Source organism: Streptomyces sp. I05A-00742 (genome assembly GCF_013055795.1).
Lineage (GTDB): Bacteria > Actinomycetota > Actinomycetes > Streptomycetales > Streptomycetaceae > Streptomyces.
Genome location: NZ_JABETO010000005.1, coordinates 101,151 through 119,640, shown reverse-complemented (window position 1 = coordinate 119,640; position 18,490 = coordinate 101,151). Strand labels below are relative to the sequence as shown.

The 18,490-nt window shown below is 72.2% G+C and carries 19 protein-coding genes and 1 pseudogene; 11 read left to right on the top strand and 9 right to left on the bottom strand.

Translation table 11 applies throughout. The features are described 5' to 3' along the window. Positions 1-259 precede the first annotated feature (259 nt). From HN013_RS06730 to HN013_RS06720, 3 genes are all read left to right on the top strand, one after another. Positions 260-1,510: a glycosyltransferase gene (locus HN013_RS06730; RefSeq protein WP_249374797.1), complete on the top strand. Its 1,251-nt coding sequence runs from the start codon at positions 260-262 to the stop codon at positions 1,508-1,510. A 99-nt stretch (positions 1,511-1,609) separates the two neighbouring features. Next, positions 1,610-1,933, top strand: a complete 324-nt coding sequence (locus HN013_RS06725) for a hypothetical protein (RefSeq protein ID WP_171164034.1) — start codon at positions 1,610-1,612, stop codon at positions 1,931-1,933. A gap of 108 nt (positions 1,934-2,041) precedes the next feature. Beyond that, complete coding sequence (locus HN013_RS06720; RefSeq protein ID WP_171164032.1) at positions 2,042-2,449, top strand: peptidase inhibitor family I36 protein; 408 nt, start codon at positions 2,042-2,044, stop codon at positions 2,447-2,449. Between the two features lie 49 nt (positions 2,450-2,498). On the opposite strand, the gene HN013_RS06715 is transcribed toward HN013_RS06720, so the two are convergent. Beyond that, a complete protein-coding gene (locus HN013_RS06715; RefSeq protein ID WP_171164030.1) occupies positions 2,499-3,512 on the bottom strand; it encodes a GNAT family N-acetyltransferase in 1,014 nt (337 codons plus the stop codon). Then, entirely contained in the window at positions 3,509-3,766 is a 258-nt protein-coding gene (locus HN013_RS06710; protein ID WP_171164023.1) for a hypothetical protein, read from the bottom strand. Before HN013_RS06710 ends, HN013_RS06715 begins: the two co-directional genes overlap by 4 nt. Position 3,767: 1 nt before the next feature. Here HN013_RS06710 and HN013_RS06705 point away from each other — a divergent pair. Continuing rightward, positions 3,768-3,923, top strand: a pseudogene (locus tag HN013_RS06705) (DNA mismatch repair protein MutT); the annotation flags it as partial. A gap of 131 nt (positions 3,924-4,054) precedes the next feature. After that, complete coding sequence (locus tag HN013_RS06700) at positions 4,055-4,483, top strand: hypothetical protein (protein WP_171163833.1); 429 nt, start codon at positions 4,055-4,057, stop codon at positions 4,481-4,483. 50 nt (positions 4,484-4,533) lie between these two features. Here the strand turns inward: HN013_RS06700 and HN013_RS06695 are convergent, their stop codons facing one another. The 3 genes from HN013_RS06695 to HN013_RS06685 all read right to left on the bottom strand — a co-directional run bounded on the left by HN013_RS06695 (position 4,534) and on the right by HN013_RS06685 (position 6,829). Beyond that, a complete protein-coding gene (locus tag HN013_RS06695) occupies positions 4,534-5,004 on the bottom strand; it encodes a hypothetical protein (protein ID WP_171164021.1) in 471 nt (156 codons plus the stop codon). Further along, positions 4,997-5,671: a peptide-methionine (S)-S-oxide reductase MsrA gene (gene msrA, locus HN013_RS06690; protein WP_171164019.1), complete on the bottom strand. Its 675-nt coding sequence runs from the start codon at positions 5,669-5,671 to the stop codon at positions 4,997-4,999. The genes HN013_RS06695 and msrA overlap by 8 nt, the downstream gene beginning before the upstream one ends. Positions 5,672-5,758: 87 nt before the next feature. Continuing rightward, positions 5,759-6,829, bottom strand: a complete 1,071-nt coding sequence (locus HN013_RS06685; RefSeq protein WP_171164017.1) for a hypothetical protein — start codon at positions 6,827-6,829, stop codon at positions 5,759-5,761. Positions 6,830-6,994: 165 nt separating this feature from the next. Here HN013_RS06685 and HN013_RS06680 point away from each other — a divergent pair, with 165 nt between their 5' ends. Continuing rightward, a complete protein-coding gene (locus HN013_RS06680) occupies positions 6,995-8,143 on the top strand; it encodes a cystathionine gamma-synthase (RefSeq protein ID WP_171164015.1) in 1,149 nt (382 codons plus the stop codon). A gap of 157 nt (positions 8,144-8,300) precedes the next feature. Here HN013_RS06680 and HN013_RS06675 read toward each other — a convergent pair whose 3' ends face one another. Continuing rightward, positions 8,301-8,801, bottom strand: a complete 501-nt coding sequence (locus HN013_RS06675; protein ID WP_171164014.1) for a MarR family winged helix-turn-helix transcriptional regulator — start codon at positions 8,799-8,801, stop codon at positions 8,301-8,303. A 175-nt stretch (positions 8,802-8,976) separates the two neighbouring features. On the opposite strand from HN013_RS06675, the gene ilvA reads away from it, so the two are divergent. From ilvA to HN013_RS06660, 3 genes are all read left to right on the top strand, one after another. Continuing rightward, on the top strand, positions 8,977-10,365 hold the full coding sequence (gene ilvA / locus HN013_RS06670) for a threonine ammonia-lyase (RefSeq protein WP_249374796.1): 1,389 nt from the start codon (positions 8,977-8,979) through the stop codon (positions 10,363-10,365). A gap of 159 nt (positions 10,366-10,524) precedes the next feature. Then, entirely contained in the window at positions 10,525-11,508 is a 984-nt protein-coding gene (locus HN013_RS06665; RefSeq protein ID WP_171164012.1) for an ATP-binding cassette domain-containing protein, read from the top strand. Further along, positions 11,505-12,365, top strand: coding sequence for an ABC transporter permease (locus HN013_RS06660; RefSeq protein WP_171164010.1), 861 nt, complete (start codon positions 11,505-11,507; stop codon positions 12,363-12,365). Before HN013_RS06665 ends, HN013_RS06660 begins: the two co-directional genes overlap by 4 nt. A 124-nt stretch (positions 12,366-12,489) precedes the next feature. Here the strand turns inward: HN013_RS06660 and greA are convergent, their stop codons facing one another. Continuing rightward, complete coding sequence (gene greA, locus HN013_RS06655; protein ID WP_171164008.1) at positions 12,490-12,987, bottom strand: transcription elongation factor GreA; 498 nt, start codon at positions 12,985-12,987, stop codon at positions 12,490-12,492. Between the two features lie 234 nt (positions 12,988-13,221). After that, entirely contained in the window at positions 13,222-13,632 is a 411-nt protein-coding gene (locus HN013_RS06650) for a DUF4307 domain-containing protein (protein WP_171164006.1), read from the bottom strand. A gap of 104 nt (positions 13,633-13,736) precedes the next feature. Here HN013_RS06650 and mca point away from each other — a divergent pair, with 104 nt between their 5' ends. Both mca and HN013_RS06640 read left to right on the top strand, forming a co-directional pair. Further along, positions 13,737-14,606 (top strand): mycothiol conjugate amidase Mca, encoded by an 870-nt coding sequence (gene mca / locus HN013_RS06645; protein ID WP_171164005.1) that lies wholly within the window; start codon positions 13,737-13,739, stop codon positions 14,604-14,606. Between the two features lie 4 nt (positions 14,607-14,610). After that, on the top strand, positions 14,611-14,877 hold the full coding sequence (locus HN013_RS06640) for a hypothetical protein (protein ID WP_398978649.1): 267 nt from the start codon (positions 14,611-14,613) through the stop codon (positions 14,875-14,877). A gap of 205 nt (positions 14,878-15,082) precedes the next feature. On the opposite strand, the gene HN013_RS06635 is transcribed toward HN013_RS06640, so the two are convergent. After that, positions 15,083-18,397 carry a tetratricopeptide repeat protein gene (locus HN013_RS06635; protein ID WP_171164003.1) on the bottom strand — a complete coding sequence of 1,105 codons (3,315 nt, stop codon included), beginning with the start codon at positions 18,395-18,397 and terminating at the stop codon, positions 15,083-15,085. Positions 18,398-18,490 lie beyond the last annotated feature (93 nt).

The following is an 18,490-nucleotide window of genomic DNA, read 5'->3' as shown; positions in this document are numbered from 1 at the left end:
GGCGGCTCAACTATCCGTGCCGAGCGAAGAGTTGTATTGCTGGCGCATCCAAATGAGGCCGTAAATAAGGGTAGTTGGCGTGGATGCTCGGCCATTCCGTGTGCGGGTGTGGCGCGCGCCGCGTGCTGCTTTCCCCGCTGCTCGGACGGTGTCGGCCGGTGCCGGCCGGTGTTGGCCGGTATGCGCCGAACGGGTGGCGATCAGGGGATGGCTCCGGGCCGTGGAGACGGGGGCCGTCGCGCACGGCATACTGCGCGCCATGCGAGTGGCCTTGATGACCGCTGGTTCGCGTGGTGACGTGGCGCCCTACACGGGCCTTGGGCACGGTCTGGCACGGGCGGGACACGAGGTCACGCTCGTCACGCACGCCCGCTTCGCACCGTTGGCCGCCGCCGCGGGGCTCGGTTTCCACGCGCTGCCGGTGGACCCGCGGGCCGAGATGGCCACCGAGCGGGGCCGGGCGCTCCAGAGGAGCGCGACCGGCGTCGGAAAGCTGGCCCAGGTGGTGGAGCTGGCCAGGGACGCCGTCGCGCGGATGACCGACGACCTGCTGCGGGCCGCCGAGAAAGCCGATGTGCTGCTGCTGTCGAGTTCGCTCGCCGCCCTGGGGCACACCATCGGCGTCGGTCTGTCCCTGCCCAGCCGCGGCGTCCACCTGCAACCACTCGCCCCCACCGGCGCGTTCGCCCCGCCCGTCATCGCCGCCGGCTCCTGGGGCGCCACCGCGAACCGGCTGGCCGGCCGGGCCGTGACCGCGGCCGTGGACGGCATCTTCGCCGACGCCTCCCGCACCGTCCGTACCCGCCTCGGACTGCCGCCCCTCGGCTCGCGCGCGGCCCGCCGGGCCCGGGAACGCGCGTGCTGGCCCGTGCACCACGGCTTCAGCCCCCTCGTGGTGCCGCGCCCGGCGGACTGGCGCCCCGGACTCACCGTCGACGGCTACTGGTGGCCGTACGACCCGCCGGGGACCGAACTCCCTCCACGGGTCCGGGACTTCCTGGCGGCAGGCCCCCCGCCCGTCTTCGTGGGAATGGGCAGTGCCACCCTTCCCCAACCCGAGCGCCTGACCGCGACGTTCGTCCGTGCCCTGCGCGCCGCCGGGACGCGGGGCATCGTCCAGCGGGGCTGGACCGGGCTGGAGGCCGAGGGCGACGACGTGCTCACCGTCGACGAGCTCCCGCACGCGGTGCTGTTCCCGCACCTGGCCGCCGTCGTGCACCACGCCGGCGCGGGCACCACGGCCGCCGCATTGCGCGCCGGCGTCCCCGCCGTCCCCGTCCCCGTCCAGTTCGACGCCGGCTTCTGGGCGGCCCGCCTGACCGCCCTCGGCGTATCCCCCGGCCCCGTCCCCCTCCGCCGCCTCACCGCCTCCGCCCTCACCGACGCCCTCGTCCGGGCCACCACCGACCCCTCCTACCGGACGCGCGCCCGCGCGCTGGCCGCGCGGCTCCGGGAGGAGGACGGGGTCGGCTCCGTCGTGGCGGCGGTGAACCGCCTGGCCGGGGGATAGTTGGCCGTCCTCCCTCGTTCGGGTGGTATCGGATCCGGCCTCTTAACACGCTCTTCGAAAGGCCCGACTGTGGTGGGGCACCTACGGAGGGGGAACCCCATGCAACCACTCGGCAAGACACTGCGGACAGCCGCTGTCCTGGGCGCCGCGCTCACCCTGTCCCTGGGCCTCTCCCCCGACGCCCGGGCCGCCACCGGCGACTTCACCTACATCAACGTGAACGGTGACGACTTCACCCTGCACAATCCCCAGGACGGCGAGTGCTTCCTCCTGATCAGCGGGGCACAGAGCGCGACCAACAGCACGGACCGGCGTGCCACCCTGTTCTCGGAACAAGGCTGCGAGGGTCCCCTCCTGGTGATGGAACGAGGCACGTCGGCGACCTTCGGCTCCAATGTCCCGCACGGCGTGACGTTCGGCTGAGAGCCGCGCCGTGGATGAGCCGCGCCGTGGATGAATTCGCGCCGTGGATGAGCCGCGCTCTTCAACTGGGCACAAGCCATAAGGCATCAGATCAAGGAGCATCAGCAGATGAGGAACAGAACGCGTGCGCTTCTCATGGCGGCGGCGGCTGCGACGGCCGTCGCGGTGCCGGCCTCCACGGCCCGTGCGGCCGACGGATACGACCGATGCCCCAGCGGCTACTACTGCATGTTCTCCGGCCTCGACGGCACCGGCGACATGATCACGCTGCGAGGCAGCACGCCGGACCTCACGGCACTCGGCATGAACGACCGCGCCAAGTCGGACTGGAACCGGACCGCTTCCACCATTTACCTCTGGTCGGACGCGAACTACACCGGCTGCACAGTCGTCACCTCGCCCGGCCCTACCGGCAAGGGCAACTTCTTCCCCGCCTACCGGGACTTCTTCAGCTCGGTGCAGTTCGACGGCTCAGGCGGCCCGAGCTGCGGCACACCGCCCGGCGAGGGCCGTTGAAGGGATCGGCCCATCGCTCTCCCGGGTAGCCGCTCAGCAGGTCCGGCAGTCAGCCGAGCGGGCCGGCATAGGTGACGAACTCCCGATCCACCGTGAAGCCCACATTCCGGTAAAGGTCCAGTGCGTTGGTGGCATTGGTGGTGTCCACGACGAGCTCCGCCCGCTCATATCCACGGCGCCGCGCCTCATCAAGAGTGTGGATCAGCAAGGCACGGGCCGCTCCACGCCCCCGCTGGGCCGGCAATGTGCCGAGGAATGCCACGGTGCACGACCGCTGCCCGGTGGCGGCGGTATCGGCGGCGGACTCTTCGGCGAGGAGGTAGGCCACCACACGGCCATCGGCGTCGAGCAGAAGGGCAGACAACTCCTTCCGGAACGAGCGAGTTCCGGTTCCCCAGGAGTGCCACTCCGCCTCATCGGCCTCGGCGAAATCCAAGTGGTCCCTGAATGCTTCGTTGTGAGCAAGCCGGGTCGCCTCGTCGTGCTCCTCATCGAAGGGCACCAGCCGCAGGCCCTGAGGAGGGGGGACGGAGCCCCGCACCGTACCGACGCTCAAGTCGTACGACATATCGAACCAGTGCTCACAGGGAACAAACCCCGTGCTCTCCGCCAGCGCCGCCAGACCGGCATTCGTGGCCACCCCGGACAGCAGCAACTCGCCATCCACCTTGCCGTGTTGCTCCGCACACACCACCCGTGCCCGCGCCCGCATCCAGCGGACCAACTCCGTCCCGATCCCCCGACGCCGCCATGCGGGATCGACAGCGGCACCGGTCTCGAAGCGCACTACATCCCGCACTCTGTCCGGGTTGTGGACCACCGCGTACGCCACCAGGCGTGCGTCCTGCCAAACCCCGACCGTATCCCGCTCCATGTCGAGCTTCGCGTCGGCGAGTTCCTCGCGGACATCCTCCTCATCGAGGTGCATGCCCGTGTCGTCCGCGATCTGGACCCGCTCACGCAGATCGGCGAGGGCGGCGCTGTCGGCGGTCCTGAGGGGTCGCATCATGAGGTCCACACCGAAGGGTACATACGGCACGGGGAAGAGTGCCTCCTCATTCACTCCTCCCTGATGGCCTCGGTGTTGGCATGGGCGGAGGCGGTCGGCCCTTGCTCCGGCAACCTCCACCCGGTCCATCGGCGTGACGCCCTCTTCTTACGCTGCTCGATGCGATCGAGCTCCTTGAAGGCCAGCATCAGCCAGGTCAAGTCGTCGGCCGACCGAGAAGCGATCCCCGCACGCCGACAGGCGTCCCAATGCCGATAGAGATTGCGGCGGGTCACATGCCGACACCACCACTCCTCGACCTGAATCATCGCGCGTGTGACGGGCGGGGAGCCGGCGATCTCGGACGAGTCCACCGAACTGCGGTTCGTCCACCCCGACGAGATCGCCGAACTCCCCATGCACCACACACAGCAACTGCGCATCCGTCACTTCCTGGAGCACCGGGAGCGGCCTTACCTGGGATGACGATCGCTAGGGGGAATTGGTGCAGGCGTGGCGAGCGGTCAGGAGGGCGCGCCTATTACCAGGGGTGAATGGCGCACGCTGGTTGGTACGGGCGAGAATCCGTCGGTTCACTCGCGTACCAAGGGAGATTCATGCGCAAACGCCTGCCCCTGCTCGCCGTCTGTCTTACGGCCGCCGCTTTCGGCGCCTCGGCGTGCGGCGGGTCCGATGACAGTGGCTCGGGCTCCTCGGCGGCATCGGCGTCCGCGCCCGCTTCCGCCTCGGCTGCCCCGTCCGGGAACCCGTCGGCGGCCCCTGCGGAATTGCGCGGCCTGACGGGGCTGTCGGCCAAGCTCTATCTCAGGGCAGTCCGGAAACGCCAGCCGGAGCTGGACCGCATCAGTGACGACACGCTTCTCGCCCATGGCAACGCGCTCTGCCTCGCCAGCGGGCAGGACTTCGTCGACCAGGCCATAAAGACCAAGCAGGAACTTCAGCTCACCGGGAAGCAGGCTTCGGCGGTCCTCGGTCTCGCACATGGCGCCTGCGGCAGAAACGTGTTCGGAACGGCGAAGGACTAGGCAACCCACCTGCGCGCGCCGGGCATACGAGGACCGTACCCACCCGGCCGCTACACGCTGCTGCCCGGAGCGGCCCCCGGCCGTGCGGTCAAGTCCCCTTCGTACACGTAGCGGTTGGCGGAGCGGTCGAAAGTGACCGTGATCGGATGGGCCGGCAGCTCGAATTCCTGCTCGGCCCAGAGGAGCAGGGCCGCTGCCAGGCCCTCCGGTTGGTAGTCCGTCTCGGGGAACCGGACGTGGTGGACCGTGACGAGGGTGTGGCGGTCCGGTGGGAGGAACGGAGCTGCCAGGGACAGGCCGTGGTGGAGCCAGGCCGCCTCGTCGGGGGAGAGCCGGTTGCCCCGGCCGTCCGTGGGCGGGTGGGTGAGGACGGGGGCGGCGTCGAGCCACACCCCGTCCGCGACCCGCTCACCGTGAGCCGGTGGTGCGGCGGTGGTGACGGCCGAGGCCGTCAGGTCGATCCGGATGCCCCAGGCCGTCCGGAAGAGCCGGTACCGGGTGGTGCGCGGTTCCTCAGGCATCCGGGGCCGGCGTACCGGCGATGCCGATCGGGCAGCTCACGCCCGTCCCCCCGATCCCGCAGTACCCGTCGGGGTTCTTGTCGAGGTACTGCTGGTGGTAATCCTCGGCCCAGTGGAACGGCCCCGCCGGAGCGATCTCCGTGGTGATGTCGCCGTAGCCCGAGCCGCGGAGTACGCGCTGGTAGGCGTCACGGGACGCCTCGGCCTCGCGGAGCTGGTCGGGGGAGTGGGTGTAGACGGCGGAGCGGTACTGGGTGCCGCGGTCGTTGCCCTGGCGGAAGCCCTGGGTGGGGTCGTGGGACTCCCAGAAGACCTTCAGGAGGGTGGCGTAGGGGACGACGGCGGGGTCGAAGACGACGCGGACGGCTTCGGTGTGGCCGGTGAGGCCGCTGCAGACCTCTTCGTAGGTGGGGTTGGGGGTGGTGCCACCCTGGTAGCCGACGAGGGTCGTCCAGACGCCGGGGGTCTGCCAGAAGCGGCGTTCGGCGCCCCAGAAGCAGCCCAGGCCGAAGTCGGCGACGGCGAGGCCGTCGGGGTAGGGGCCGGCCAGCGGGTTGCCGAGGACGGTGTGGCGGCCGGTGAGGGGGAAGGCGGGCTCGGGGCGGCCCTTCAGGGCCTCGTCCTCGGTGGGGAGGCGGTGGTCGTGGCGGAGGTGGGGGAAGAGCATCACGACTCCTGGGAGGGCGGGAGGGCGGCGGACGGTGCCTAGGACGGGAACGCGTCCGGATCGGGCGGAATTCCCCGGGGGGAGCCCTCAGAGGCCCGCCACCGCCCGCGCGCGGTACGCCGTGTACGCCGCGACGGGGTCCTGCTCGTACGTCCACGGGATGGCGCCGATGTGGCCGTCCACGGCGCGCAGCTGCTCCAGGGCCTCCGGGTACCGGCCGGCGTTCACCAGGAACCAGACCAGCAGGTGCCGCACGTGGGGGAGGACGGGGTGGTGGGCCGGGGCGTGGGCGACGGCGTACTGGGCGGCCTCGACGGCCTGCCGGACGACGACGCTGTCGTAGAGGCTGCGGACCAGGTTGATGTCGGGCAGGTGGTCGTGGACGGCGAAGAGCGGCAGGGCGGGCAGCAGGCTGCCCTCGGGGGCCGCGGCGGCGGCCTGCCGGGCGAAGGCGTCGGCCCGCTCCTGCGAGCCGTGCCACTTCGCGCTCCAGTAGCGCAGCGCCACCAGGTGCGCCCCCATGTGCTGCGGGGCGCGGGAGAGCACGGTCTCCCAGGCCGACTGGAACTCCGCCTCGCTCGCCCCGAGGCCCCGGGCGATGTTCAGCTCGACGATGTACGGGACGGGGTCGCCCGGCGCGAGCAGCGCGGCCTCGGCGCACACGGTCCGGGCCTCCTCCAGGATCATGCGGTAGTCCTGGGAGGACGGGTCGCGCAGCGCCTGCTGCACCAGGAACTCGGCCTGGACGGCCGCGCCGCCCGCGTCCTTGGGGGCCACCACACGCCAGTGGCGCAGCCACATGCCGCCGGTGCCGGGCGTCTCCGCCAGCTCCTGCGCGGCGGCCCCGGCCAGCGTCTGGACGCGCTGCCAGCGCAGCTCGGCGTTGCTGTCGGCGGGGGTGCGGGCCAGCAGCTCGGCGGCCGGCTTCCAGTCCTGGGTGCGGCGGGCCTCCTCGACGGCGGCCAGCAGCTCGGGGTCCGGCCCCGGCAGGCGTACGTCCAGCCGCTCGGGGGGGACGAAGCCGTGCCCGTACGACGGGTCGACGGCCGTGCCGGCGCCCCGCAGCGCGTCCTGTGCCGCGCGCCGACGGCGCAGCGCGGGCGCGACGACGACGCCACAGATGATGACGAGGGCGAGGAGGATGAGCAGAAACTCCATGAGCTGTCCCGGGTGCGAAGGGGCCGACGACGTTAGGACGAGGCAGCGGGTCCGATCGTTCCTGACCGCCACGGGATCGCCGTTTCCGCGGGTCGGCCGATCGTTCATATGCCGGTTACAAGTGAACAGGAGTATTCCGGTAAATCGGGTACTACTCTCGGAGCAATGAGCGACCAGCAGCAATCCTTCGAGACCCTCGCCATCCACGCCGGCCAGGCCGCGGACCCGCTGACCGGGGCCGTCGTGCCGCCGATCTACCAAGTGTCCACCTACAAGCAGGACGGCGTCGGGGGCCTGCGCGGCGGCTACGAGTACAGCCGGAGCGGCAACCCCACCCGGACCGCGCTGGAGGAGAACCTCGCGGCGCTGGAGGGCGGTGTGCGGGGCCTGGCCTTCGCCTCCGGCCTGGCCGCCGAGGACTGCCTGCTGCGTACGCTGCTGTCGCCCGGCGACCATGTCGTGATCCCGAACGACGCCTACGGCGGAACGTTCCGCCTGTTCGCCAAGGTCGTCAGCCGCTGGGGCGTCGAGTGGTCCGTCGCGGACACCTCCGACCCGGCCTCCGTCCGGGCCGCGATCACGGAGCACACCAAGGCCGTGTGGGTGGAGACGCCGTCCAACCCGCTGCTCGGGATCACCGACATCGCCGCCGTCGCCCAGGTCGCGCACGAGGCCGGGGCGAAGCTGGTCGTCGACAACACCTTCGCCAGCCCCTACCTCCAGCAGCCGCTGGCGCTGGGCGCGGATGTCGTCGTGCACTCGACCACCAAGTACATGGGCGGTCACTCCGACGTCGTCGGCGGCGCGCTGATCACCGCGGACGCCGGCCTCGGCGAGGAGCTGGCGTACCACCAGAACGCCATGGGCGCCGTCGCGGGCCCCTTCGACTCCTGGCTGACGCTGCGCGGCATCAAGACCCTCGCCGTGCGCATGGACCGGCACAGCGCCAACGCGGAGCGCGTGGCCGAGCTGCTGCTCTCGCACCCCAAGGTCACCCGGGTCTACTACCCCGGCCTGCCGGAGCACCCGCTCCACGAGGTCGCGGCCAAGCAGATGAAGTCCTTCGGCGGCATGGTCTCGTTCCGTGTCGAGGGCGGCGAGGCGGCGGCGGTCGAGGTCTGCAACCGGGCCCGGCTGTTCACCCTCGGGGAGTCGCTCGGCGGCGTCGAGTCGCTGATCGAGCACCCGGGGCTGATGACGCACGCCTCCGTGGCCGGTTCCGCGCTGGAGGTCCCGGCCGACCTCGTCCGCCTCTCGGTGGGCATCGAGGCGGTCGACGACCAGCTGGCGGACCTCAAGCAGGCGCTGGGCTGACCGTCCCGCGACGCGGCGCCGGTCCTCGGGCCGGCGCGTGACCCACGGGCGGACCGGACGCGGACCCTGATCGGGGACGGGGTGCCGGTCCGCCCGTCCTCGTTCGTCCGGTCCGCCCGTCCTCGTTCGTCCTCGTTCGTCCTCTCCCGTGAGGCCGTCAGGAAGCGGGCGGCACCTGCGGAAGCGCGCTGTGGACCTCGGACAGCGCCGAGTTGAACCGGGTGAGCAGGGTGCAGAACACCGCCCGCTCCTCCTCCGACCAGCCCTCCGTGCACAGCGCCATCAGCTGCCGGCGCGAGGCGCGGACCTCGTCCAGCCGCGCCTTGCCGCGCGGGGAGAGCTGGAGGACGACGGCCCGGCCGTCCTCGGGGTGCGAGGTGCGCTTGACCAGGCCGGTGTCGACGAGGGGCGCCACCTGGCGGGTGACGGTCGAGGAGTCGATGCCCATGCCCGCGGCGAGCGCTTTGACGCCCATCGGGCCTTCCTGGTCGAGGCGGTTGAGCAGCAGGTAGGCGGCGCGGTCCATGGAGTTGTGGACCCGGCCGACGCCGCCGAGCCGGGTCTGTTCTGCGCGACGGGCGAAGACGGCAACCTGGTGCTGGAGAGTGTCGAGGACACCTGGTGCGAGGTCGGTCGTCATGTCCGGAGGGGTGGGCATGGCTGGGGACTCACTTCGTGCGGCGGGCTGGAATTGCTCGGGAATGGGGGACAGAGTACGCGGCCGGACGGGTGCGCGTGCCGCTGCTGGGCAAACCGGTCGGTTCGTATGGATGCGGGGCCCGTTCGTCCGGACGGCGGGCCCGCGGCGGGCGCCGGGCTGCGAGACTGGCGGCATGGCTGCACGAGTGGGGGACGGCGGCGATCACGCGGTGTTCCTTACGCCTGATCCGCCCCCTTCGTCCCCCGCGTCCGGTCCGGCCTCCGGGGCCGTGCCGTCCGCGGGTTCCTCCGGCCCGTCCGGCGCCGGTGACCCCCGCGATCCCGGCCCGGCGGCGGGCCGCGACCCCCTGCCCGTCGCGTTGCCCGTCACGCTGGACGCCGTGCGGCGGGCGCAGAAGACCCTGTCAGGCGTCGTGCGGGTCACGGCCCTGGAGGGCAGCCGGTACCTGTCCGGCCTGATCGGCGCCCCGGTCCACCTCAAGTGCGAGAACCTCCAGCGGACCGGCTCGTTCAAGCTGCGCGGCGCGTACGTGCGGATCGCGGGCCTCACCGCGGCGGAGCGCGCGGCCGGGGTGGTCGCGGCGAGCGCGGGCAACCACGCCCAGGGGGTGGCGCTCGCGGCCTCCCTCCTCGGGGTGCGTTCGACGGTCTTCATGCCGGAGGGCGCGCCGCTGCCGAAGATCGCGGCCACCCGTGAGTACGGGGCTGAAGTGCGGTTGCGCGGAGAGGTGGTGGACGATTCGCTGCGCGCCGCGCGGGAGCACGCGCGGCGCACGGGAGCGGTGCTCATCCACCCCTTCGACCACCCCGATGTCATCGCCGGGCAGGGCACCGTGGGGCTGGAGATCCTGGAACAGTGCCCCGAGGTGCGCACCGTCGTGGTGGGCCTCGGCGGTGGCGGGCTGGCGGCCGGGATCGCGGTGGCGCTCAAGGCGCTGCGGCCGGACGTACGCGTCGTCGGGGTGCAGGCGGCCGGAGCGGCGGCCTATCCGCCGTCGCTGGCGGCCGGGCACCCGGTGACCGTGGCGGAGCCCGTCACGATGGCCGACGGCATCAGGGTCGGGCGGCCGGGCGACGTGCCGTTCCGGATCGTCGAACGGCTGGTGGACGACGTCCGCACGGTCTCCGAGGACCAGCTGGCCGGAGCGCTGCTGCTCTGCCTGGAGCGGGCGAAGCTGCTGGTGGAACCGGCCGGGGCGAGCCCGGTGGCGGCGCTGATGGCGGCTCCCCGCTCGTTCGAGGGACCGGTCGTGGCGGTCCTGTCGGGCGGGAACGTGGATCCCCTGCTGCTCCAGGGCGTCCTGCGGCACGGCATGGCGGCGGCGGGCCGCTACCTGTCGCTGCGGCTGCGGATCGTCGACCGTCCGGGGGCGCTGGCGGCGCTGCTGGAGGTGCTGTCCGCGGCGGACGTCAACATCCTCGACATCGGTCACGTCCGCACCGATCCCCGGCTGCGGCTCACGGAGGCGGAGGTCGAACTGCACCTGGAGACGAAGGGACACGAGCACTGCGCGGCGGTGCGCTCGGCGCTGCGTGAGGCGGGATATCCGGTGCTGTCCTGAGCCGCGTGTCCGGGGCCGGGCCGTGGACCGGACTCGTGGATCGGGCTCCGAACCGGGCTCTGCGCAACAGCCCGAATATCCGGAATTTCCGTTCACAGAGCGGAATGCTCCCCGTGAACGTAAAATCCTGTATTACGTCACCGAACGGGGAGAAATTCCATGCCGGGCGCGATCTACGCCGAGGGCCTGGCCAAGGCCTTCGGCGACGTGAAGGCTCTGGACGGCGTCGATCTCGACGTCCCGGAGGGGACGGTCCTGGGGCTGCTCGGCCCCAACGGCGCGGGGAAGACCACGACCGTGCGCGTGCTGACCACCCTCATCCGGCCCGATCGCGGCGCGGCGTCCGTGGCGGGCATCGACGTACTGAAGAAGCCCGACGAGGTCCGGCACAGCATCGGGGTGTCAGGGCAATTCGCCGCCGTGGACGAGTATCTGACGGGCCGTGAGAATCTGCGCATGGTCGGCCGGCTCTACCAGCTGAGCGGGCGCGAGGCGAAGAAACGGGCCGGTGAGCTGCTGGACCGCTTCCACCTCGCCGACGCCGCCGACCGGCCCGCCAAGACGTACTCCGGCGGTATGCGCCGCCGCCTCGACCTCGCCGCGGCCCTGGTGGTCAGCCCGCCCGTGATGTTCATGGACGAGCCCACCACCGGCCTCGACCCGCGCAACCGGCAGCAGTTGTGGGAGGTCATCCAGGAACTGGTGGCCGGTGGAACGACGTTGCTGCTGACCACCCAGTACCTTGAGGAAGCCGATCACCTCGCGCACGACATCGCCGTCGTCGATCACGGCCGGGTCATCGCGCGCGGCACGTCCGACCAGCTCAAGGCGCGGACCGGCGGGGAGCGCGTCGAGGTCGTCGTGCACCGGCGCGAGCACATCGACGTGGCCGACGCGGTCCTGCGCGGCTTCGGCGACGGCGGGTCCGCCGTCGAACCGCACACCCGGAAGATCACCGTCCCGGTCTCCGGCGGCGCCCGGCTGCTCGCCGAGATCATCCGCGAGCTGGACGCGCGGGACGTCGGCATCGACGACATCGGACTGCGCCGTCCCACCCTGGACGACGTCTTCATCTCCCTGACCGGCCACGCCGCCGAGACCGGCGGGGAGCCGGCGCGGCAGCAGGAAGGAGCCCTGCCGTGACCGCCGTCGACCGGGCCGTGCCCAGGAGGCCGGCGGCCGGGAGGGGCGGCGGCGTCGGCCAATCCGTCCACGACTCCCTGGTCGTCGCCCAGCGGAATCTGATCCGGATGGTGCGGATCCCCGAAGTGGTCGTCTTCGGCCTCGTCCAGCCGATCATGTTCGTGGTGCTGTTCAGCTACGTCTTCGGCGGCTCGATCGCCGTCGGCGGCAGTACGCAGTCGGCGGTCTACCGCGAGTTCCTCATGGCGGGCATCTTCGCGCAGACGGTCACCTTCGCCACCGCGGGAGCGGGGGCGGGGATCGCCGACGACATGCACAAGGGGCTCATCGACCGGTTCCGGTCGCTGCCCATGGCCCGGGGCGCGGTGCTGACCGGACGGACCCTCGCCGACCTCGTCCAGACCGCGCTGACCCTGGTGGTGCTGGCGATCGTCGCGGCCATCGTGGGCTGGCGGATCCACGAGGGGGTGCCGAAGGCACTGGCGGGCTTCGCCCTGCTGCTCCTGCTCGGGTACGCCTTCTCGTGGATCGGCGCACTGATCGGGCTCTCGGTGCGGACGCCGGAGGCGGCCACCTCCGGCGGGCTGATCTGGCTGTTCCCGCTGACGTTCATCTCGAACGCGTTCGTGCCGTCGGACAACATGCCGACCGTGCTGCGGGTGATCGCCGAGTGGAACCCCTTCAGCTCCACCGTGCAGGCGGCCCGGGAGCTCTTCGGCAATCTGCCGGCGGGCTATCCGGTGCCCTCGGCCTGGCCGATGCAGCATCCGGTGTGGGCGTCGCTGATCTGGTCGGCGCTGATCATCGTGGTGTTCCGGTGGCTGGCGGTGCGGAAGTACCGGTCGGCCACCGGGTGAGGCACGGGGTGAGGCGTGGGGTGAGGCGCGGGGCGGTGGCGGCACCGGTCGACGGGGGGGGGTGCCCTCGGACGCCGAACGGCCCCGGAACCTCTGCGGTCCGGGGCCGGGGAGCGTGCTGTGCTCAGCCCTGGTAGGGCGTGGCGTCCATGATGCGGACCTTCGCCTTGCGGCCGTTCGGCAGCTCGTACTCGGCGTCCTCGCCGACCTTCTTGCCGTTGACGCCGGTGCCCAGCGGGGACTGCGGCGAGTACGTCTCGATGTCCGAGCTCGCGTACTCACGGGAGGCGAGCAGGAACTTGATGGTGTCGTCCGGGTCACCGTCGAAGGCGATGGTGACGACCATGCCGGGGGCGACCACGCCGGTGGCGGCCGGGGCCTCGCCGACCTTCGCGTGCTCGAGCAGCTGCGTCAGCTGCCGCACACGGAGCTCCTGCTTGCCCTGCTCCTCCTTGGCCGCGTGGTACCCGCCGTTCTCTCGCAGGTCACCTTCCTCGCGCGCCGCGGCGATCTTGGCCGCGATCTCGGTGCGAGCGGGACCAGACAGGTACTCCAGCTCGGCCTTGAGCTGGTCGTACGCCTCCTGAGTCAGCCAGGTGACGCTGTCGCTGGTCTGGGTCACAGGTGCTCCTCGTCGGTGCTGGGAAAAACTTCGGGGTCACGGATACAAATGAACGCCCTACTCAGAAGGGTGCACCTCCAAAGGCGGGCGAAACCACGAGCCTAACAATTACGTCCGGAATGGGGGAAGAAGTCGTGGAACGAAAACCCACAAGAATCGCATCAAGCCTGGTCAGCGGCGTGCGGCGGGGTCTCCCCGAGGGTGTGCCGGGGCGTGCCCGGGGTGTGCCGGGGCTCACTGGGAGCCGGCGGTCCTGCAGCCTTCCAGCTGGGTGGTGCGGGCCCGCGCGGTGGTGCGCAGCGTGACCAGCTCAGTGAAGTGCGTCTCACGCCGGTCCACGGTGACGTCCTTGCGGGCGACCTCGGCGCCGTCCTCGCCCAGCGACCGGACGGTGCAGACCCCCGTGTCGCCCTTCTCCTTGCGGATCTCCAGGACCGCCTGGACCGAGGTCGGGGAGACCGTTTTGAAACGGACGAGCTGGCCGCTGACGTCCGATTTGGTGACGTAATGCACGCCGGCCCAGGCGACGAAGCCGAGCAGCGCCACCCCCAGCGTCCCGCCGATGATCTTGAGCTTGCGGTTCGCGCGCTCCTCCGCAGAGCGGCCGTAACGCCCGTCGGGCAGGGCCTCGCGCTGCGCAGCCATGATCATCGCCTCCCGGACGCCGATTTGTGAACGCGGAATGAAACGGCTCCCGCTTCGGTCACTATAGGAGGCGTCTGCCGAGACGAGTGACTGAGGATCGAGCCTTGACTGAGCAGCTGCGAATGATGGCCGTTCACGCCCACCCCGACGATGAGTCGAGCAAGGGCGCGGCCACGATGGCCAAGTACGTGTCCGAGGGGGTGGACGTGCTGGTCGCCACCTGCACGGGTGGGGAGCGCGGTTCCATCCTCAACCCCAAGCTCCAAGGGGACCCCTACATCGAGGAGCACATCCACGAGGTCCGCGCCAAGGAGATGGACGAGGCCCGGGACATCCTGGGCGTCAAGCAGGAATGGCTGGGCTACGTGGACTCCGGGCTGCCCGAGGGCGACCCGCTGCCCCCGCTGCCCGACGGCTGCTTCGCGCTCCAGGACGTCGACGAGGCGGCGGGGACGCTGGTGAAGCTGATCCGCGAGTTCAAGCCGCACGTGATCACCACGTACGACGAGAACGGCGGCTACCCGCACCCCGACCACATCATGACCCACAAGATCTCGATGGTGGCCTTCGAGGCGGCCGGCGACCCGTCGCGCTACCCCGAGGCCGGCGAGCCGTGGCAGCCGCTCAAGCTCTACTACAACCAGGGCTTCAACCGGCCGCGCACCCAGGCGCTGCACGACGCGCTGCTGGAGCGCGGCATGGAGTCGCCCTACGGGGAGTGGCTGGAGCGCTGGGACTCGATGGGCCGTGAGCGCACCCTCACGACCTACGTCCCCTGCGGCGACTTCTTCGAGATCCGTGACAAGGCGCTGATCGCCCACGCCACGCAGATCGACCCCGACGGCGGCTGGTTCCGGGTGCCGATGGACCTCCAGCGGGAGGTCTGGCCGACCGAGGAGTACGAGCTCGCGAAGTCTCTCGTCGGCACGTCCCTCCCCGAGGACGACCTCTTCGCGGGCATCCGCAACAATTGAGTCCATGATGAGCGCGACTGCTTCCCTGGCCGTCACCCACCTCGTGCCGCTCGCCGCCGCCGGAGACGACCTGGACAAGAACAAGGTCACCCCCGGTGTCCTGGGCTTCATCGTCTTCGCCGTCATCGGTGCCGCCGTGTGGCTCCTGATGAAGAGCATGACGAAGCACATGAAGCGGGTGGACTTCGAGGAGGCGCCGGAGGGCGCCGCCCCGGCTCCCGCCGCCGCTGCCGCCGACAGCGGGGCCGGGGGCGGCAAGGCCACCGCCTGATTCCGGGCGGACGCCCGCACGAGCGGCCCCGCCGCTCGCCCCCCGACGCCGGACCGGCCGCTCCCCAGCCCGTCCGGTGATCGAGGGCGCCCTGCGACGGATGCCCCACCGGGCCGCCGGCCGGACCCGTCGGCCGACCTCGTCGGCAGGGCACCGTCGGCCGGCCTCGTCGGCCGGACCCGCCGGCCGGGCACCCCCGGCCCGGCTACCGCGGCAGCACGGCCATCACCTCCCGTGCCCGCCGCCCCGGCACCATGCCCAGGCGCCACGCCTGCCACCCCGTCTCGGGCTCCACCCCGCGCTCCAGCACCAGCGCGTACGCCTCCGCGTACTGCCCCAGTGCCGGGTCCACCGCCCAGTCCGCCCCGCGCAGCTCCCGCCGCAGCCGGGCCAGGTCCTCCCCGGCCACCGCCGCGCCCACCACCGAGCCGCCCGGCGACACGAAGGGCAGCAGCGTGCAGCGCAGGAAGACGGCCCAGCTCTCGCCGCGCCGGTCGCCGAACTCCGTGAACAGCCGCTCCGCCTCCTCGGCCAGATCCATCGCCTGCTCCAGCCGGCCGTTGCCCGCGTCGATCACCGACAGCTCCAGGCACGACCACGCTTCGCCGTGCGCCACCCCGATCCGCTGGAAGTCCAGCCGGGCGTCCTGGAGCAACTGCCGGGCGAAGCCGCTGTTCCGCAGGCTCCCCGTCTGGGCCGCCCGCTGGTCGCGGGTGACCCGCGCCGAATGGTGGCGGGCACAGGCCAGGCCGTAGACGTCCCGCATCCGGTTGAACATCGTCCGGGCCCGCTCCAGCTCCCGCAGCGCCGCCGGGAGATCGCCCAGCTCCTCCAGGGCCTGGCCCAGGTAGAACAGCGTCCACGCCTCGCCCCGCGCGTCCTCGTGCTCCCGGTGCCGGGAGGCGGCCTGCCGCAGCCCCTCGACCGCGGCCGCCGCGTCCCCGGCTATCAGCCGGCCCCGGGCCAGCTGGGTCAGCGCCCACGCCGCGCCCCGCCCGTCCTGCGTCCGCCCGTACAGCTCCAGGGCCTGCCGCAGCTCGGCCTCCGCCGGATCGGGGCGGCCCATCCGCAGCCGCACCTGACCCAGCTGGAAGTGCGCCCACGCCTGCCCGTGCAGGCTCTCGCTCTCCCGGTGCAGCTCCAGCGCCACCGCCAGCAGCTCCAGCGCCTCCGCCAGCCGCCCCCGGTCCCGCTCCACCGCGGCCAGCGCGTGCATCGTCCACGCCCGGTCGCCGCTGAGCTCCGGGGGCGTCTGCAGCTCCAGCGCCTCCCGCAGCTTCGCCGCGGCCTCCTTGAGGTTTCCCTGGTGCTGGAGGGTGATCCCCAGGTCGCGCAGCGCCCGCGCCGCCCCCGCGTGGTGCTGGGCGTCGAAGTACAGGTCCACCACCGACGTCAGCGTCGTCCGGGAGGTGTCCAGCTCGCCCAGCTGCCGCGCCGCCACACCCGTGCGCCACTGCACCGAACGCGTCAGCAGCTCCCGGTCCGTGGCCTGCGTCAACTCGCTCAGCTCGCCCAGCCGGTAGAGGTCGCCGCGCAGCAGGCAGTAGTCGCACAGGGCGCCCAGCAGGTGCAGCACCGCCGACTGGTCCACGCCCTCCGCGTGCCGCAGCGCCGCCGTGATGAAGCTCGACTCGTCGTCCAGCCAGCGCAGCGCCGCGTCGAGGGAGGGGAAGCCGTGGCCCCCCGCCGCACCCTCGGCGAACATGTCGGCGCGCGTCGAGGTCTTGCCGTCCACCATGCGGATGACGGAGTCGGCGAGCTCCGCGTAACTGCGGATCAGCCGCTCCTGGGCCGCGCCCCGCTGACCCGGGTCCTCCTCCTCGTGCAGTCGCGCGTGGGCGAAGTCGCGGACCAGGTCGTGCATCCGGTACCGCCCGGCGCGCACCGGCTCGATCAGCCCCGCCCGGGCCAGCTCCGTCAGCCGGTGCGCGGCCTCCTGCCCGTCCGCCGCGAGCAGGGCCGCCGCGGCGGCGGCGCCCAGCGACGCCCGGCCGGCGAGCGCGAGCCGTCGCAGCAGCCGACGGGCGTCCTCGCCCTGGTCGATGTAGCGCAGCCACAGCGCCCGTTCCACCGGGCCGGACTGCCCCGCCGCGTCCAGCTCCACCGCCAGGGCACGGGGGGTCCGCGCGCCCAGCGACGTGCCCGCCACCCGCAGGGCCAGCGGCAGACCGCCGCACAACTCCCGGACGCGGGTGAGGGCCTGGGCGTCGTAGAGCTCGTCCGCGCCCGCCGCTCCGGCCTCGCCCCCGTCCTCCTCGCTGTCGTCCCCGGCCACCGTGCGCAGCAGCTCCTCCGCGCCCGCCTCGTCCAGCGGACCGACCTCCAGCTCGTGCACCCACGCCACCAGGTCCGGCGGCAGCGCCAGCGGCTCCCGGGCGGTCACCAGCACCAGGCTCTCGGAACGGTCGGGCACCAGCGCGCGCACCTGCTCCGCGTCCGACGCGTCGTCCAGCACGATCGTGACCGGCAGCCCGGTCAGATGCTGGTGGTACACCTCGGACAGCCGCCTCAGGTACTGCTCGCGCGAGGACCGCTCCCGGAAGAGCAACTGGTCGCGCGGGGCGCCGAGCCGGTTGAGCAGGTGCAGCAGGGCGTCCCGGGTCGGCAGCGGCGGCTCCCCCTGGCTCTCGCCCCGCAGGTCCACCACGCACGCGCCCCGGAACTGGTCCCGCAACTGCCGCGCCGCGCGCAACGCCAGCGTCGTCCGCCCCACGCCCGGCGGCCCGTGCAGCACCACGACCGTCGGTCTGGTCTCGGTGCTCGCCCGGGCCTGGTGCACCCACTGGGCGATCCGGTCGAGCTGCGCCTTCCGGCCGGTGAACCGGCCGTCCACCGCCGGGAGATCGTCGAACGACCGGGCCAGCAGACTGCGGCTGCGGGCCGCCGCACTGCGGTCCCCGCCCCGCAGCTGCACCACGCGCGAGCCGGCACTCTTCCCCGGCTTCCCCGGTGCGGAACGCGAGCCGTTCTGCGCCGCGCCCTGGAGCATCCGCTGGCGGTCCAGGAACGGTCTGATGCCCCGCACCTCCACGGCCGTCCGCCACTGGAGCCGCAACTGCTCCGCCCCGCCCGGCTGGCCCCGCAGCCCCGCCCGCCGGTGCACCGCGGGCCAGTGACCGGCCGTCAGCTTCAGCAGCGTCGCCACCGAGCCCGCCAGGGCCACCGCGACCGCCGTGCTCACGGCCGTGCCCGTCGACGTCCCGTACCCGAGGTCGGCCCCGAAGGCCGTCGCCGCGGTGACGGCCGTCACCAGCAGGGGCGTACCGAGCGCGGCCCCCGACAACCGCGCCGACAACGGCCCGACGGCCGCCGCCTCCTCGTCCAGAGCCCGGACGTACGCCGCGTACTCCTCGGCCGCCGCCCCCGCCAACGTGTCCAGCTCCTCGCGCGCCCGGCGCACCAGGGCATCACCGTCCGTCCGCCCGCCCGAACGGCGCACCTCCTCCTCGACCGCCCGCTCCAGCAGACCCTCGACTTCCGCGCGGTGCCCCTGCCGCAGCGCGGACTGTGAGCTCTGCATGTGCCGTCCCCCTTCGACCTGCGAATACCCAAGGCGTTCCAGTGTTCCGCCTCGGAGGGAATTCCGGCAGCCCTGTGGATAACCGCCTGTGGA